This is a genomic window from Paraburkholderia bannensis (genome assembly GCF_014200455.1).
Classification (GTDB): Bacteria; Pseudomonadota; Gammaproteobacteria; order Burkholderiales; family Burkholderiaceae; genus Paraburkholderia; species Paraburkholderia bannensis_A.
Genome location: NZ_JACHBW010000021.1, coordinates 100,794 through 117,138 on the forward strand (window position 1 = coordinate 100,794; position 16,345 = coordinate 117,138).

The 16,345-nt window shown below is 64.7% G+C and carries 14 protein-coding genes; 6 read left to right on the plus strand and 8 right to left on the minus strand.

Annotated elements, in window-relative coordinates:
- Position 1 precedes the first annotated feature (1 nt).
- Positions 2 to 1,069 (minus strand): sugar ABC transporter substrate-binding protein, encoded by a 1,068-nt coding sequence (locus tag F4827_RS28805; RefSeq protein ID WP_183730387.1) that lies wholly within the window; start codon positions 1,067 to 1,069, stop codon positions 2 to 4.
- A gap of 232 nt (positions 1,070 to 1,301) precedes the next feature.
- Here F4827_RS28805 and F4827_RS28810 point away from each other — a divergent pair, with 232 nt between their 5' ends.
- On the plus strand, positions 1,302 to 2,186 hold the full coding sequence (locus F4827_RS28810; RefSeq protein ID WP_183730390.1) for an IclR family transcriptional regulator: 885 nt from the start codon (positions 1,302 to 1,304) through the stop codon (positions 2,184 to 2,186).
- Between the two features lie 17 nt (positions 2,187 to 2,203).
- Here the strand turns inward: F4827_RS28810 and F4827_RS28815 are convergent, their stop codons facing one another.
- Positions 2,204 to 4,234 carry a tetratricopeptide repeat protein gene (locus F4827_RS28815; RefSeq protein WP_183730393.1) on the minus strand — a complete coding sequence of 677 codons (2,031 nt, stop codon included), beginning with the start codon at positions 4,232 to 4,234 and terminating at the stop codon, positions 2,204 to 2,206.
- Between the two features lie 208 nt (positions 4,235 to 4,442).
- On the opposite strand from F4827_RS28815, the gene F4827_RS28820 reads away from it, so the two are divergent.
- Complete coding sequence (locus tag F4827_RS28820; protein WP_183730396.1) at positions 4,443 to 4,988, plus strand: hypothetical protein; 546 nt, start codon at positions 4,443 to 4,445, stop codon at positions 4,986 to 4,988.
- Between the two features lie 28 nt (positions 4,989 to 5,016).
- Here the strand turns inward: F4827_RS28820 and F4827_RS28825 are convergent, their stop codons facing one another.
- Positions 5,017 to 7,380, minus strand: a complete 2,364-nt coding sequence (locus tag F4827_RS28825; RefSeq protein WP_183730399.1) for a GNAT family N-acetyltransferase — start codon at positions 7,378 to 7,380, stop codon at positions 5,017 to 5,019.
- Positions 7,381 to 7,725: 345 nt separating this feature from the next.
- On the opposite strand from F4827_RS28825, the gene F4827_RS28830 reads away from it, so the two are divergent.
- A complete protein-coding gene (locus tag F4827_RS28830; RefSeq protein WP_183730402.1) occupies positions 7,726 to 8,901 on the plus strand; it encodes a diguanylate cyclase in 1,176 nt (391 codons plus the stop codon).
- A gap of 58 nt (positions 8,902 to 8,959) precedes the next feature.
- On the opposite strand, the gene F4827_RS28835 is transcribed toward F4827_RS28830, so the two are convergent.
- The 3 genes from F4827_RS28835 to F4827_RS35600 all read right to left on the minus strand — a co-directional run bounded on the left by F4827_RS28835 (position 8,960) and on the right by F4827_RS35600 (position 11,863).
- Positions 8,960 to 10,561, minus strand: coding sequence for a peptide chain release factor 3 (locus tag F4827_RS28835; RefSeq protein WP_183730405.1), 1,602 nt, complete (start codon positions 10,559 to 10,561; stop codon positions 8,960 to 8,962).
- Between the two features lie 635 nt (positions 10,562 to 11,196).
- The gene (locus F4827_RS28840) at positions 11,197 to 11,496 is read right to left on the minus strand and encodes an H-NS family nucleoid-associated regulatory protein (protein WP_183730408.1); all 300 of its coding nucleotides are present in this window, start codon (positions 11,494 to 11,496) and stop codon (positions 11,197 to 11,199) included.
- 139 nt (positions 11,497 to 11,635) lie between these two features.
- Entirely contained in the window at positions 11,636 to 11,863 is a 228-nt protein-coding gene (locus tag F4827_RS35600; protein ID WP_260175469.1) for a hypothetical protein, read from the minus strand.
- A gap of 413 nt (positions 11,864 to 12,276) precedes the next feature.
- Between F4827_RS35600 and F4827_RS28850 the strand changes: the two genes are divergently transcribed.
- On the plus strand, positions 12,277 to 13,479 hold the full coding sequence (locus F4827_RS28850) for a helix-turn-helix transcriptional regulator (RefSeq protein WP_183730414.1): 1,203 nt from the start codon (positions 12,277 to 12,279) through the stop codon (positions 13,477 to 13,479).
- Positions 13,480 to 13,533: 54 nt separating this feature from the next.
- Here the strand turns inward: F4827_RS28850 and F4827_RS28855 are convergent, their stop codons facing one another.
- Together F4827_RS28855 and F4827_RS28860 are read right to left on the minus strand one after the other, a co-directional pair.
- Entirely contained in the window at positions 13,534 to 13,821 is a 288-nt protein-coding gene (locus F4827_RS28855; protein ID WP_183730417.1) for a hypothetical protein, read from the minus strand.
- A gap of 108 nt (positions 13,822 to 13,929) precedes the next feature.
- Positions 13,930 to 14,484, minus strand: a complete 555-nt coding sequence (locus F4827_RS28860; protein ID WP_183730421.1) for a BON domain-containing protein — start codon at positions 14,482 to 14,484, stop codon at positions 13,930 to 13,932.
- 189 nt (positions 14,485 to 14,673) lie between these two features.
- On the opposite strand from F4827_RS28860, the gene F4827_RS28865 reads away from it, so the two are divergent.
- Positions 14,674 to 16,074 carry a GntP family permease gene (locus F4827_RS28865; RefSeq protein ID WP_183730424.1) on the plus strand — a complete coding sequence of 467 codons (1,401 nt, stop codon included), beginning with the start codon at positions 14,674 to 14,676 and terminating at the stop codon, positions 16,072 to 16,074.
- A 78-nt stretch (positions 16,075 to 16,152) separates the two neighbouring features.
- A partial coding sequence (locus F4827_RS34980) for a hypothetical protein (protein WP_221303853.1) occupies positions 16,153 to 16,345 on the plus strand: 193 nt, incomplete at its 3' end.

Below are 16,345 nucleotides of genomic sequence, written 5' to 3' on the forward strand. Positions count from 1 at the left end.
CTCATTTAATCGTGTTACCCCAGAGGTTCTTGTCGTCGACGTTCTGCTTCGTCACGAGCGGCGCGGGCAACTGGTCTTCGAGCACGCCGGGCTGCAACTGGATGATATTGCTGTCGTGATCGGTCTTGCCCGGCTTGAAGGTCTTGCCCTCCAGCGCGGCCTTGATGTAATAAAGGCCGTATTTCGCGTAAAGATCGGCGGGCTGCGAAACCGTGGCGTCGATCTCGCCCTTGCGGATTGCATCGTACTCCTGCGGAATGCCGTCATTGGAGACGATCACGATATGCTTCGCATCTCCAGCGGGAACCAGCAGTTGCTTGCGGCGCAGCGTCTGCAGCGTGGGCGAGAGATAGACGCCGCCCGCCTGCATATAGATCGCCTTGAGATCGGGATTGGCCGTAAGCAGGCTGTCCAGCGCGCTCGCCGCCACATCGCCCTTCCAGCCCGCCGGAATCTCCAGCAGCGAGAGATTCGGATAGCGCTTCAGGCAGGCGCGAAACGCCTCCGATCGATCGCGCCCGTTCACCGAGGCGAGATCGCCCATGATCTGCACCACCTTGCCCGACTTCACATGGTCGCCGATGTACTGGCAGGCCTTTTCGCCGTAGGCGCGATTGTCGGCGCGCACCACCATCGTCACGGTGCCCTGGGTGGGCGCGACGTCGACGGCCACCACCTTGACGTTCTTCTGCGCCGCGTTATCCAGCGCGCGGCTGATGGCGGCCGAATCGATCGGCCCCACCACGATGCCCTTGGCGCCCAGGTTGATCATGTTGTTCATGTCCGTGATCTGCTGCGCGGGGTCGTTGTTCGAATTCACGGGCGCGAGGATGTCGATGCCCATCTGCTTCGCGTAGACGCTCAGGTAGTTGTTGTACGACTGCCAGAACGGCGAAGTCAGCAGCGGCAGGCCGAGTCCGACCTTGCCCGGATCGGCGGCGCGCGACGCAGCGGGCGCGGCGAGCGTCGCGATGCACGCAGCGACGGCGCAGATCGTCTTCGAGAAAGCGCGCGCCTGGCGCCTGGGAGTGGTGCGACGGGCCGTGGGAAGCCCGGATGCGAACGCCATGACTGTCTCCTGTCGACGCTGATTTCGTCGGTTCTTTCGTTGTGGAACCATCCGTATGCGCCGCGCCCGCGAAATACAGCGAAGCGCGCCTGCGGCGCTGCGACTGCTCTTTCCCATTCAGACGACACTGGTGTATGTTCACCAGTGAACCTATTATTCATATACGCACGATACAAGGTCAAGGAATGTGCGCTGCAGCAACCGTCCGTGATTTCCCTGGGAAAAACCAAGAATGAAGACCAACGCACGCAAGCCACGCGACGAAGCGCCGCCAGGCGCACCTGAAGCGCCTGAAGCACCTGAAGCGCCTGAAACACCCGAAGCGCCGGAATCGCTGGAATCCGAGGAAAGGGACGACGCGGACCGTTATCGCGCGCCCGCGCTCGACAAGGGGCTGGACATTCTGGAACTGCTCGCCGAACAGCGCGGCGGCCTCACGCGCGCGGAGATCACCAAGGCGCTCGGGCGCAACGCCAGCGAGATCTACCGGATGCTGGAGCGCCTGGTGGCGCGCCAGTACGTGATGCGTTCGGAAGCCGGCGACCGTTACGCGCTCAGCCTCAAGCTCTTTGCCCTCGCGCACCGCCATCCGCCGATGGAGCGCCTGATCGCCGAGGCGCTGCCGCTCATGCAGCGCTTTGCCAACGATGCGGAGCAGTCCTGCCACCTCGCGGTGTACGACCGGGGCAATCTGCTCGTGATCGCCCAGGTGGACGGGCCGGGCACGTGGGGGATCGCGGTGCGGCTGGGCTCGCGCGTGGGTCTGGTCGACACGAGTTCGGGGCGCACGATCCTCGCGTATCAAAACCCGGAGCAACGCGCGCTGATGCTCGCGGAACACACCAAGGTGAAGGGCGAAGTCGCCATCGACCACGCCGCGCTGGAGAGCGCCTGTGCGCAGATTCAGGCGGCGGGGTTCTCGCGCAAGGACAGCCAGCAGATCTTCGGCGTGACCGATGTGACGTTTCCGGTGCTCGGGCCGTCCGGGCAGGCGATTGCGGCGCTCACCTGCCCGTTTCTCAAGCGCATCGACGATTACGTCGCGCCGTCGCTCGAACAAGCCACGCAGATGCTCGGGCAGATCGTGCAGGCGTTGTCGATGTTCGGGCAGGGGTAGACGTGTGATCCCCTGTGTCACCCCACCGTCACTGCCCCCTCGCCCCCTTCCACCTCGCGCTTCACAATCGCCAGATAGAGACGTTCCAGATCGCGCGTGAAGCGCAGCGTGTCGAACAGCGCAGCCTCGCTTCTGGCCTGCGCCAGACGCTTGCGTATCTGCGCGTACCACGCCGGATCACTCGCCAGCGCCAGTGCGATCTGGAAATATCCTTCGAGGTCGGGCGCGACCAGTTCATCCAGCCCCACCGCGTGCAGCAGGCTCGCGCCCACGCGCCCCGCGAACAGCGCACCAACGGCCGACACCATCGGCACCCCCGCCCACAGCGCGTCGCTGCCGGTGGTGTGCGAGCCGGTCGGCAAGGTATCCAGCGCGAGATCCGCCAGTGGCAGCCGCGCGAGATGCGCCTCCTGGGCGACACGCGGCGCAAAGATCACACGTGCGCGCGCCACGCCCTGCGAGTCGAAGAAAGCATGCAGATTGGCACGCGCGCGTTCGCTGCCAGGATCGAGGAGCCACAGCACGCTCGCCGGCATCGCACCCAGCAGACGCGCCCAGACCGACGCCATCGGCGCATTGAACTTGAAGGTCTGATTGAAGCTGCAAAACACGAAGCCGCGTTCCGGCAAGCCTGCCGCAGCGCGCGTGGGCGGCTGGACATCGCGCTCGCGCCGATGATCGTGCGGCTGGTAGCAATGCGGCATCAGCGCCAGCGTTTCGCTGTAGTGCGTCGCGGCGGCGGGTGGCGTCACCACGGCGTCGCCGATGATGTAGTCGGCCAGGCGCGGCGCGCCCAGCGATCCCGGGTAGCCCAGCCAGCTCACGATCACCGGCGCGGGCCGCAATGCCGTGATGCCCATGCGCGTATCCGTGGTGTAACCCTTCAGATCGACGAGCAGATGGATACCGTCGCGCGCGATCTGCGTGGCCGCCTGCGCGTCGGTCAAGCCACCAATCGCGTGGAAGGTGGCAGGCAAGGCGTTCAGCCGCATCTGCCAGAATGCATCGGGCGCATGGTTTCCATAGGAATACAGATGAATATCGAAGCGCGTGGCGTCGTGCAATTCAAGCACGCCCGCCAGCAGCCGCAGCGTGGCGTGCTCGTGGAAATCGGCGGACAGATAGCCGATGCGCAAACGCGCGCCCGGCTCGCCGGCCGCCAGCGCCGCATCGATTTGCGCCAGACCCGCGCCGCGTTCGACCAGCGGCGCGGCAGCCAGTTCGCCACGCCAGCGCGATTCGGCGAAGCGTCGGCCGGCTTCGCGATGCAACCCCGGGGTGAGCGACGGAATGCCCAGCAGTCCCCACGGCGTGAGGTTTTCCGCCGCGCCTGACGCGATCATCTGGAGCGCGGCTTGATCGATACGTTCGAGCTCCTGCCAGTGCGCCACGCGCCGCCGCAGGAATTGCACCGATTCCCAGCGCCCGCCCCGGCAATAGGCTTCGTCGGCTTCGTCGAGCCGGTTCTGGCGTTCGAGCAGGCCGCCATAGCACAGCCAGAGGTGGTTTGCTTTCGGATCGAGTTCGAGCGCTCTTTTCAGGCTCGCCTCGGCGGCCTCGCACTGTCCCGCGTCCTGCTGCAGTATCGCCAGGTTGCCGTGCGCGAGCGCATAGGCGGGATCGGCGTCGATCGCCGCGCGGTAGGCGGCTTCGGCCTGCACGGTCTGGTTGTGTTTCTTGAGCAGGTTGCCGAGGTTGTTGAACAAACGCGCTTCACGCACGCCTTGCTGGATGGCCGCGTAGTATGCGGCGACCGCTTCCCCATCGCGGCCTTGCCAGAGCAGCGCCCACGCCAGATCGCGCTGGAGTTCGCCGCTCTCGTGCAGCGCCAGCGCGCGGCGCATCGCCGCCTCGCCCTGCGCGAACTGATGCTGGCGCGCGAGCGTCACGCCAAGCTGATGCCAGGCCTGCGCGTGATTCGGGTCCAGCGCCACGATCTCGCGAAAGAGCGCTTCAGCAAGCGTGTATTGTCCGGCGTTCAGGCGATCGACGCCGCGCTTGAACAGATCGGCTGAACGGGAAGAAATGGTCGGTTGGGTGATTTTCATCCCCCGATCATAGAAAGCGCTTTGGGGCGCGAACATCAGATCGTTCCTGGTTTCGGCGCGACGTTTCGGCGCCACCGGCCGCACGCGTGCGGGACGATCCTGGCGACTGGAAGCGTGCCGCGCAAACCGGGTAAAATGGCGGCCCTCTCAAATTCCGTCCGGCGCGTGACGCCAGCCTGGCACTCGCACGGACGCGCACGCAAACCTCATGGCGAAACTTCTCACCGATCACGAATTCCAGCGTTTTTCCGAGCTTCAGCAGAAACAGGCGAGCTTCACGATTTCGGCCGAGGAAGCCGACGAGCTGCGCGATATCGTCGCGCGCGCGCAGAAAAAACGCGATGACCGCGCCGACGCGATGAAGACCGTCGAAACCGCCATCGCGCAATTCGAGATCACGCCGGACGAGCTGTTTTCGGCCGAGCAGATCGCCGAAGCCGCGCGCAATTTCGGTCTGATCCCGGCTACGCGCAAGGAGCGCGTGCTGCCGCCGTCGCTGACGTTCAACGGCAAGACGCACCAGTGGACCACGCGCGCGCTGCCGGAAGAGATCCGCGCGCCGCTGTTCGAGGCGTTCCAGGGCGGCCAGTCGGTCAAGACCTTCATCGCCACGCCCAAGGACGCCGCGCGCTGCGCCGCGACCATCGCGCGTCTGGAGAAGGAAACCGGCGCGCAATACGCGCAGGCGTGGCTCGAAGAGCTGTCGCTCACGCGCGCGCAGGTTGACGAAGCACTGGCGAAGCTCGCCGCCTGAGGCTTCGCGCATCAGACAGGATGCCGCTTCAGTCGAGCGGCATCCTGAACCCCACCACGCCCGGATCGTCCGTCGGCGTGACCGTGAAGCCCATCGCCCGCGCCAGACCGATCATCGGCGCGTTCTCGCGCAGCGCCTCGCCCAGCAGCCAGTGCGTGCCGCGCGAGCGCGTATAGGCGATGATGCGCTCCATCAGCAGGCGGCCCAGCCCGCGCCCCTTGAGCGTCGAGAGAACCGCCACGGCGAATTCGGCGGTCTCGTTGTCCGGATCGGATACCGCACGCGCCACTCCGAGCGTGCGCGGCTTGCCGTCCTCGCCCACCACGCTCGCGATCAGCGCCATCTCCCGGTCGTAGTCGATCTGCGTCATGCGCGCGAGTTGCGAATGATCGAAGCTGCGTACCGCCGAGAAAAACCGCAGACGCAAATCGTCGGGCGTCATCGATTCGACGAAGGCGCGGTGCATGTCCTCGTCTTCGGGGCGGATCGGGCGGATCGTCAGCGGTTCGCCGTGCCAGTCGATGGTTTCTTCCAGACGGCGCGGGTAGGGCATGATCGCGAAACGGCTGCGCTTTTCGGCCAGCCCGATGCGCGGCGCGACCAGCGCGACGCCGCCTGGCCGCACGCGCAGCGTCAGCTGCAGCCCGACGATCTCGCGCACCTCGCACACCGTTTGAGACAGCTCCGTGAGCGCGCGCAGCGCCGGCTCGGGCGCCACGCGCCGGGCGTACGGCGACTGCGCGATGATGTCGCGCGAGAGCACCGGATTGAGCGGCGGCAGGCTGTAGACGCGCAGCGGCGGCGAATAGCCGTCCGGCGAGGGCGCGGAGAAGCGGAACACGGGGCCGAAGTTGTCGTCGTCGCGAAACTCCACGTTGACATCGACGATGGTGTCCGAAGGCGGCTCGATCTGCGTCACCGTTTCCAGCCCGAACGCCGCAAACAGCCGCGCGGCCTCCTCGCCTTCCAGCGTATCGCGTCCCGCCGCCAGCGCCGCACGCGCGATGCCCTGAGCCGCTTCGATCGCCGCCGCGCCCTGCGCGGGCAAGCTTTCCGGCGTCTGCATCAGCAACTCGCGGCCCAGCCGGTAATCGACCAGACGTGCAAACGCGCGCGCCAGCCGCCGCGGCGTCGTATGCACCGGAATGCCGTGCGCGTGCAGCGCGTCGCGCGTGGCTTCGTCCACGCCGCCGAAAAAGCACGCCAGCATGCCGCGATACGCAAAGCGCTGATGTTCGATCAACGTGCGCGCCACCGCATCCACCGGCGCGCTGTGCGTGGGCGCGTGCACCACGAAGGCCGTGCCGCTCGAACGCTGCGAGGCCAGCGTCTGCAGGGCCTGGCCGAAATGCTCGGGCTTCGCGGTATCGCCGAGCACGAGCGGATTAGCCGCCTGCGCGTGCGGCAAGGCGGCCTCCACGGCCGCACGGGTTTCGTCGCTCCATTGCGCGAGGGTGTCGCCGGCCTTGTTGAAAGCGTCGCGCGCGAGCGTCGCCACGCCGTGGTCGCTGGTGATGAGCGTGGCGGTGTCGCTCGCGGCCACGCGGCCCACGCCCAGGGTTTCGATTTCGTCGAGCAGGTCGTCGAGCGTATCGACGCGCACCAGCCCCGCGCGCCGGAAAGCCGCCGTGTAAAGCGCGTCGCCGGGCTCGTCGCGACCGCTGCGCAGCGCCAGCACCGGCTTGTTGCGGGCCGCCGCGCGCGCCGCCGACATGAACTTGCGCGCCGCCCTGATGCTGTCGACTTCGAGCAGGATCGCGCGCGTCGACGGATCGCTCGCCAGATAATCGAGCACGTCGCCGACGTCGATATCGGCTTCATCGCCCAGCGCGACCGCGTGGGAAAAGCCCAGGCCGCGCGCATCGGCCCAGCGCAGCACCGCGTTGGTGAGCGCGTTCGACTGCGAGACCCACGCCACGCCTGCCTTGCGCGCGACCGTGGCGGCCGCGCCCAGTTGCGCGTTGAGCGCGGGCGTGAGCGCGCCCAGACTGCCCGGGCCGAGTATGCGCAGCAAATGCGGGCGCGCCGCCGCGAGCGCGTGGCGCAGATCGGCGCGATCTTCGTCGCTGCGCACCTCGCCGACGATGATGGCCGCGCGCGTGCCCATGCCGCCCAGCCGGTGCACCAGCGCGGGCCAGGTGGCCGGGCGCGTGCAGATGATCGCGACACTGGGCGCTTCGGGCAGATCGCCGGCATCGGCAATCACGGGGCGGCCGTCGAAATCAGCCACCTCGCCGGCATGACGCGGATTGACGGCCCACACCGGCCCGCCGAAGCCGCCTTCGATCAGGCGCTGCCAGACCATCTGGCCGATGCTGCCCTCGCGCTGCGAAGCGCCGATCACGGCCACGGACTTCGGCTGGAATATCGCGTCGAGATTGCGTACGGTCACTGTCCCTCCTCGTTATTTTCAATATGCAGCGCGGCAGGCGCATCGCCGCTACCCATCGTGACGATGAGAATAGGCGAATCGGTGCCGCCATGCGTCGATCACGCGTGGATATTGCCGCGAGGCAACCCGGACGCCGCGGCGGCATGGCGTCGCGGCGCCAGCATCATTCAAAACGTGGCCAGCAGGACAGGCCAAAAGCGGAAAACGTTACCGGTATCGAAGGCCCTGCCGCACGGTATCTGTTGCAAATGCGCAGCCTTCTGAGGCCATCATTCTGATATCGAAAAATCATCGTAAAATGCGCCAGCCGCCGGGATGTATCGGCGTAGCGCTTTTACGCCCGCGATGCACGTCGACCTTCTCACCCTATATTTCCTCGCGATCGGTACCCTTCTCGCCAGCTCCGCGATGACCTTCTGGGAGGTCCGCACTCATCCGCTGCGCAGCAAGGAACTGAAAATACTCGCCGCAGGCTATGCCACGCTAGCCATTGGCTGCGTGGGCATCATCTATCGCTTCGAATTGCCGGGCGTTTGGGGCTCGGCGCTCAGTAATCTGGTCATGCTGTGCGGCTATCTGTTGATCGCTCACGGCGTCGCGGTGATGAACGGGCGGCGCTACCGCCTCCTGTCCGCGCTCATCCTGCTGGCCCAGGCGATCGCCTGGGCGATTTCCGGCGCGCGCGACCTCAACCTGATGTGGATGTATCTGACGGCGATGCCGCTGTCGCTGGCTTCCGCAATGGCCGCGCGCGAACTGCTGCGCGGCGAAGGCCGCAAATGGGGGCACGCGCGCAATATCGCCGTGCTGGTGACGGGCACGCATGCGGCGCTCTACGCGTTTCGCGCGGCGGTGCTGCCTTGGCTGGCCATACGTTACGGCCAGGCGATCCTGCCGACGCTCAGCAAGATCACCCTGTACGAAGGCGTGCTGTATTCGGTCGTGCTGCCGATGACGCTGCTGCGGCTCGTGCGCGAGGAAACCCATAGCCAGCTTTTGCAGGAATCCCAAACGGATTATCTGACCCGTCTGGGCAATCGCCGCTGGTTCTTCGAAGAAGGCGCGCGCGTGCTGGCTCACGCGGGCAAACACGAGACGCTTGCGCTGCTGGCCTTCGACCTCGACCACTTCAAGGCCATCAACGACCGCTACGGCCACAATACCGGCGACGAAGTGCTGAAATCGTTCTCGGCGATCGCACGCGGCGTAGTGGGACCGCAGGCGCTGCTCGCGCGCATCGGCGGCGAGGAATTCGCCGCGCTGTTGCCGGGCCTCGAAAGCGCGCCCGCGCAAGCGATGGGCGAGTTGATCGTGCGGCGCTTCGAACAGACGTCCGCACCCGGCATCGACGGCGCGGGCATGCGCACGACCGTGAGCATCGGCCTCGCGTGCAGGGACGGCAACCGGGCAACGCTCGCCGATCTGCTCGCCGCCGCCGACAAGGCGCTCTATCGCGCGAAATCGCTGGGCGGCAATCGCCTGGAACACGCGGACAGCGATACGCGAACCACGCACGCATAAAAAAACGGGCCACTGGGGCAAACCCAGCGGCCCGTTTCACTTCCAGCGGCCAGCCCTTTTAAATCGACTTCTTGAACGGCGCGCCCGAGTGTTCGCGCAGTTCGTTGAAGACGATCTTCGGCCAGGCCTTCTGTGCGACGTCGATTTCGGAGACGTGCGAAGCCAGATATGTCGGCGCATTCGATGCGTCGTAGGCCATGCGCGCCTCGTACGAATCCGTGAAGCGGCGCAGCTCGACCGGATCGTCGCAGGTGACCCAGCGCGAGAGGCGATAGCGCGCCGGCATCAGGCGCACCGCCACCTTGTATTCAGCCGCGAGGCGGTGCGACACCACTTCGAACTGCAGCTGGCCGACCGCGCCCAGAATCGTCGCGCCGCCGTGAATCGGGCGGAACACCTGGATCGCGCCTTCCTCACCGAGCTGCTTGAGCGCTTCGCCCAGCTGCTTGGCGCGCATCGGATCGACCACTTCGACGGTCTGGAAAATTTCCGGCGCAAAGAAGGGCAGACCGGTGAATTGCAGGTCTTCGCCTTCGGTCAGCGTGTCGCCCAGGCTCAGCGTGCCGTGGTTAGGAATACCGATGATGTCGCCAGGGTACGCCTCGGCCACGGTTTCGCGGCGCTGCGACAGGAAGCTCACCACGTTGTTGGCGCGGAAGGTCTTGTTGTTGCGCGTGACCTTCAGTTGCATGCCGCGCTCGAAATGGCCCGAGCACACGCGGATGAACGCCACGCGGTCGCGGTGCGCCAGATCCATATTGGCCTGCACCTTGAACACCACGCCCGTGAACTTCGGCTCGTCGGGCGACACGGCGCGCTGCACGGCCGCGCGCGGCGAAGGCGGCGGCGCGAGATCGACCAGCGCGTCGAGAATTTCCTTCACGCCGAAGTTGTTGATCGCCGAACCGAACAGCACCGGCGACTGCTCGCCCGCCAGGAACGCGTCGCGATCGAAGGTGGGCGTCGCGCCCGTGATCAGTTCGACTTCTTCCTTGGTGCGCTTCCAGTGATAGCCAAAGCGCGCTTCGCCGTCGGCATCGCTGATGTTCTGCAGCGTTTCCACCGCGCCGCCCAGCGACTCCTGGCCCGCGCGGAACACGCGCACCTGGTCGCGCTGGATGTCGTAGACGCCCTGGAATTCCTTGCCCATGCCGATCGGCCAGGTGAACGGCACCGCCGCCACGCCAAGGTGCTGCTCGATTTCGTCGAGCAGGTCGAGCGGCTCGCGCACTTCGCGGTCGAGCTTGTTGATGAAGGTGAGAATCGGCGTCTTGCGGCTGCGGCAAACTTCGAGCAGCTTGAGCGTCTGCGCTTCCACGCCGTTCGCGCCGTCGATCACCATCACGGCCGCGTCAACGGCCGTCAGCACGCGGTACGTGTCTTCCGAGAAGTCCTCGTGGCCCGGGGTGTCGAGCAGGTTGATGACGGCATCGCCGTACTCGAACTGCATCACCGAGCTGGCGACCGAAATGCCGCGCTGCTTTTCGATCTCCATCCAGTCGGAGGTCGCAAAGCGGCCGCTTTTCTTGCCCTTCACGGTACCGGCGATCTGAATCGCGCCCGAGAACAGCAGCAGCTTTTCGGTGAGCGTGGTCTTACCCGCGTCCGGGTGAGAAATGACCGCGAACGTGCGGCGGCGTCTGAGTTCGGCAACTGACATGGATGGAGCGGGTATCACGGATGAATTCGGGCAACCTGCCGCGCGGCGGGGGTTGCGGATGTGGCCGGCGCATCGGCGGCAGCCGGCCCGGTGGCCAGCGCGGCGGCATGGCCGGCTGCGGCACGGCAGGCGGGCAGCCTGCGCGTCGCGGCCTTCGAGGCGAATAGCACGATCGATCTGAAAAACGCGATCGACGTCCGCAGCAGGAAGGCGCCGGGGACGAATGATACACGGCATTACCGCCCACGACTAAGAGTTCGCTGCACGCGCCTGTGAAGCGGCCTGAGTGGTTGAAACGCTCAAGGTGAGCTTTTACGGGAGGCAAGCGCAAGAGCCGCGCGGCGGTACCGGATGGGGAAGCCCACGTTTGCGATGTGTCGAGCGAATGCTTCGGAAAGCAGGCAGCGCTGCGGCGTCACGCAGGATCGAACGTGGAAAGAAACCGTTGTGATTCAGTCACATGGACGTTCCGCGTGCCGAAAACGGCTGCAGAGGACCGCAAAGGGCCGGACCCGGCCGGAACCTTGAGAAGCGCCCCAGGCGCCGCGCGGATGCGACGCCCTGCGGGCTGCGGCGCGTTTGCCAGGCCACGCGCCGCTCAGAGGTGAGGATTTACGGGATGCACCGGAGCGCGCTTAATCCTTGATCAGGAAGCGGTCACGGTTCTTCACACCGGCGAGCCAGGCCGGGGCGCGACCACGTCCGCTCCAGGTTTCACCCGTCTTGGGATTCACATAGCGCGCGGGCAGTGGCGTCTTCTTGCGCGCGGACGCTGCGCCCGCGCTGGTAAAGCCGAGTTCTTCCGCCGTGATTTCGTATTCAGCGATCTTTGCCTTGATTTCGGCGATCGCCTGCTCGACTTCCTTTTCGCGTGCCGCGGCAACTTCCTTGTGCAGCTTTTCGAGTTGGGCGGTCAGTTGCTTATAGCTCGGCATGAATAGAGATCTCCAGAAGGGATACAGATGGCTATTGTGGCCCTTCTCGCGCGCGAAAGTACCAAATTACGCGTATTTTTCGCTTATCTCCGTCAAATATTGCCAAGTTTTACACGCACAATCCGAAGTCCTGTGTTCGTTAACGAACGGTTTCGCGATCGGGGCAACCCTTCGCGCGCCGCTCCAGGGCGCACAGCGCCTCGGAAAGGCGCTTGACGCGCCGCATCTGCGACGGCACGAGATCGGCGCCCGAAACCGCAGCGACACGGCCGCGCAAGTAAGAAAGGGGAATGCGGTCAGTATCGGAGAGCCTTGCAACGACCTGTTCGAGATGCTCAATATCTTTTTCGAGTTGTTGATGATTCATTCCTGGCCCCGGGATTTATCCAACCTCAGAAAGACGCCAGTCAAACGGCGTCAGCGCATTCAATGCGGCGCGAAGAAAAAAGATTAATTCGGCGCATTATTCTAATTTCGCCGGATTGCAGAATGGAGACAGGCCGATTGACCTGTTTTTTTGGTCATTTTCTCTGCAAGCTTGCTGGTCAAACGATTTTCACCAGCTTCGCCAATCGAGATTAAAACGGAAGTGCCCGACCATCCGTTGCCTACCGCACGGAACACCCTGCGCGGTTCGTCCAATCTGGCGATAATTAGTCACAAACAAAGCGAAGATTAACGGCGGCTGAAACCGCTGTATATTCCACAGTTGTGCAAGGAATATGCGCCGCGCATTTTTAGCGACCGGGTCTTCGCGGTGGGTTTGAAAACGGGGTCGGCGTGAAATTGAATGAATCGGAATACGATTGCCTGTTACACGGCATTTACGCCACGCTCGAACGACCCGCGGCCTGGAAAGATTTTTGCGCCCAGTTGCGCGCGGCGCTGGACGTCGCCTCGATCCAGCTCAGCGCATTCGACCGTCAGCGCGAGCTGTTCTCCTGGGCCGACGGTTTCACGCTGATGGAAACCGAGCCGCTCGAATTCATACCCTCGCTGTACCGCGACGACGCCCGGCTCGAATGGCTGCGCGCCTGTGCGCCCGGCAAATGGCTCTATTGCTGCACCGATGTCGGGCACAGTCGCGGCCAGGCGGTGTTCGAGCCCTGCGTGCTGGCGGGCGGCGGTCGCTTCGTCTCGCTATGCAAGCTGATCGATAGCGGCACGCTCACGGCGATGATCGCCTGCCGCCGCAACGAGGCCGACGGCCCGCTTCCCGAAGCCGGACGCGCGCTGCTCGAACGTCTGACACCTCACCTGATACGTGCGATGCGGCTGAGCCTGCGCCGCCTGCTGCCCGACGCCGATTCGCTCGCAGGCCAGCCGCGTGCGCCCGCCATGCTGGTGAGCGCGATCGGCGAAGTCCTGCACAGCAACGAGCCCGCGCAACGCCTGCTGCGCGCGACCTCGCTGGTGCGCGTGCGCAGCAAACGCATTGCGCTGGCAGCGCCGTTTCAGACGCGCTTTCTGGAGGATATGGCGATCAGCGAGGCGCGCCTGAAGAACCGTGTGAGCGGCGCGCGGGCCGCTGCGGCGCGGCTGCGGGCACTGCGTATCGTCAGCGCGGCAGATCGCGCCGCTGCGAAGGAAAGCAGCGGTGACGAAGCCGGAACACCGCTGCCGGCCGCTCCGGAAGTGCTCTACGCGTTCTACAGCGTGGTGACGCCGGGCGAGGCCTCGACGGCCGATCTGCGCGCCATGGCGGCGGTCACGTTCTATCACCCGCGATCGGCGCCTGCGGTGGACGAGCAGGTGCTGGCGACCGCTTTCGACCTTTCGCCAGCCGAATGCCGCATCGTGCATCTACTGGTGGACGGCTTCACGCCCAAGGAAATCGCCGCACGCGTGAGCGTTCAATACGACACGGTGCGCAAGCAACTACAGTCGATTTATCTGAAAACCGCCACGCGGCGGCAGCCCGATCTGCTGCGCCTGCTGATGAACCTGCCGACGCGCGGCCGGCCCGGCGCGGACACCCACTGACGCAGCCCGGACTCATCCCGGCCGCGCCGCTATCCGGCGCTGCTCCCGGATGTCTTATTTGCCCTTGCAGGCGAACACGAGCGTATAGGTGTCGCCGGTCGTCGAGGTATCGACGGTGTCATAACCTGCGCCTGCGCAGCGCACGCGCGCCTGCTGCACGCACGAATCGCGGTCGCCGCCCGCCGGGCATTGCACCTGGACCGTGGGACGTCCATCGGAAAGGAACAGCGGCGGACCGCTGCTGCACGCGGACAGCGCCGCGAGCAACGCGCAGGCACCCGCCGCGAACGGCAGCCAGCGAAGGGACGACTTGCGAGACGACAACGAAGCAAAACGAGTCATGGAGTACCCCGGGGGCGTTCTAGTTTTTCGACGTTGCGATTGTGCCATGCCGCGTGACGCCTGAGCGCTGTGCGGCTGGCATGGGTCGCGGTTCGCCATCCGGCTCTGTCAACGCGATGGCAGCATCGTTTTGTAAGGCGGCCGCGCGTGCGGATCGGCGCTTAAGCGCACGAACACCTGCTCGACGTCGGCAACTGCCGATAGCCGCCGCTCCAGCGCCGCGCGATCGAATTGCGCGCCCGCGCAGCCCTCCGCATAAACGAAGCGCCGCTGCACCGTGATCCACAGACTGGTGCCAGCGAGGCTCGCATCGCCCTCGAACTGCGTGCGGATCGCCTGGGCGATATCGGCATCGTAGAGATAGGAATTCGGCTTCGTGCACTTGTGCGCGAGCCAGCAGGTCGTGCCGCGTTCGACGCGATAGTGGGCGTCATCATCGGCATCGGCCCTGGTCATGCGTGGGCCGCGCGGTTGCGGGCAAGCGTCGACCGCATTCGACAGCGCGAAAAACGGGTCGTTATACCAGTTGCGGATTTCGTTCGGATCGGCGGTCGTGGACTGCGCGTTCGCCGCTGCGGAAAACGTCGCGAAAATCGCTATGGCGAGCGTCGCAGCCCTGAGCGCCTGCGCATTCGCGCGCCTTGGCGCCTTGTGTTTATGCATAGCCGCCTCCTGATTGCCGATCCCGTCAAGATAGGGCTGCGTCGCGCGCGCCGCAATAGCGAAGCGTTCCCGAACGTTTCGGTACAATCGCTGCGGCGCACCATGCATCGAACGTGGGCCACGCAGCAAAAAAGAAGGCGCAATACATAAGTGCATCGACGAAGTGCAACACGCCCTGCAGGAGACTCCATGTCGTTCATCATCGTTCTAGCCGCTCTAGCGTTTCTCATGCTTGCCGCCTATCGCGGCTACAGCGTGATTCTGTTCGCTCCCGTGGCGGCCCTCGCCGCCGTGCTGCTCACCGATCCCGCCGCCGTCGCGCCCGTCTTTTCCGGCATTTTCATGGAAAAGATGGTGGGGTTCGTGAAGCTGTATTTCCCGGTGTTTTTGCTTGGCGCTGTATTTGGCAAGGTCATCGAACTATCCGGATTTTCAGAGTCGATCGTCGCGGCCGCGATCCGCTACATCGGCAGTTCGCGCGCTAATGCGGTGATCGTCGCCGTCTGCGCACTGCTCACGTATGGCGGCGTCTCGCTCTTCGTGGTGGTGTTCGCGGTCTATCCGTTCGCCGCCGAACTCTATCGCCAGAGCGACATCCCCAAGCGTCTGATGCCCGGCGCAATCGCGCTCGGTGCGTTCTCGTTCACGATGGATTCGTTGCCCGGCACGCCGCAGATCCAGAACATCATCCCGACGACCTTCTTCAAGACCACGGCGTGGGCTGCGCCGGCGCTCGGCGTGTTCGGTTCGCTCTTTATCATCGTGGTGGGCCTGAGCTACCTCGAATGGCGCCGCCGCAGCGCGATGGCGAAGGGTGAAGGCTACGGCACGTCGCTGGTGAATGAACCCGAGCACGTCAAGACCGATCATCTGCCGAATCCGCTCCTGGCGATCACGCCGCTCGTGCTGGTGGGCGTGGCGAACTTCTTCCTCACGCGCTGGATTCCGAAGTGGTACGGCGACACCTATACCGTCGCGCCCGACGTGCTGCCCGGCGTCCACACGCCTGTGACCACCACGGTCAAACAGGTCGTGGCGATCTGGTCGGTGGAAGGCGCATTGCTGCTGGGCATCGTGTTCGTGGTCATCACGGCGTTCTCGCGCGTGAAAGAGCGCTTCGCCGTGGGCACCAAGGCCGCGGTGGCGGGCGCGTTGCTGGCGTCGCTCAATACGGCTTCGGAATATGGCTTCGGCGGCGTGATCGCCGCGCTGCCCGGCTTTATCGTGGTGAGCAATGCGCTCAAGAGCATTCCGAATCCGCTTGTGAACGCGGCGATTTCGGTTAGCTCGCTGGCGGGGATTACGGGTTCCGCATCGGGCGGTATGAGTATCGCGCTGGCGGCGATGTCCGATACGTTTATCAAGGGCGCACAGGCTGCGGGCATTCCGTTAGACGTGCTACATCGCGTGGTGGCAATGGCCAGCGGCGGTATGGATACCTTGCCGCATAACGGTGCGGTGATTACGCTGCTGGCTGTGACGGGGTTGACGCACCGCGAGTCTTATCGGGATATTTTTGCGGTGACGGTGATTAAAACCCTTGCTGTGTTTTTCGTGATTGCGGTTTTTTATACGACTGGATGGGTTTGATCGATATCCAGTCTTCGGACTGCATCCGACTGGCGACGAATTTTCTCGCGCAGCAGTGAGTGTTGCGTGGTTGTTTAAATGCAAAAAGCCGTCCCTTGTGGACGGCTTTTTTCGTTTGCGCTTCTTTTAGCGCGTATTTTCCACGCGCGTAAACGCCAGAACCCCGGCTCTCTTTCGGAGACACCGGGGTTCTGGACGTACAGCATAAGGAGCCTGACGATTACCTACTTTCACACGGGCAATCCGCACTATCATCGGCGTGGAGCTGTTT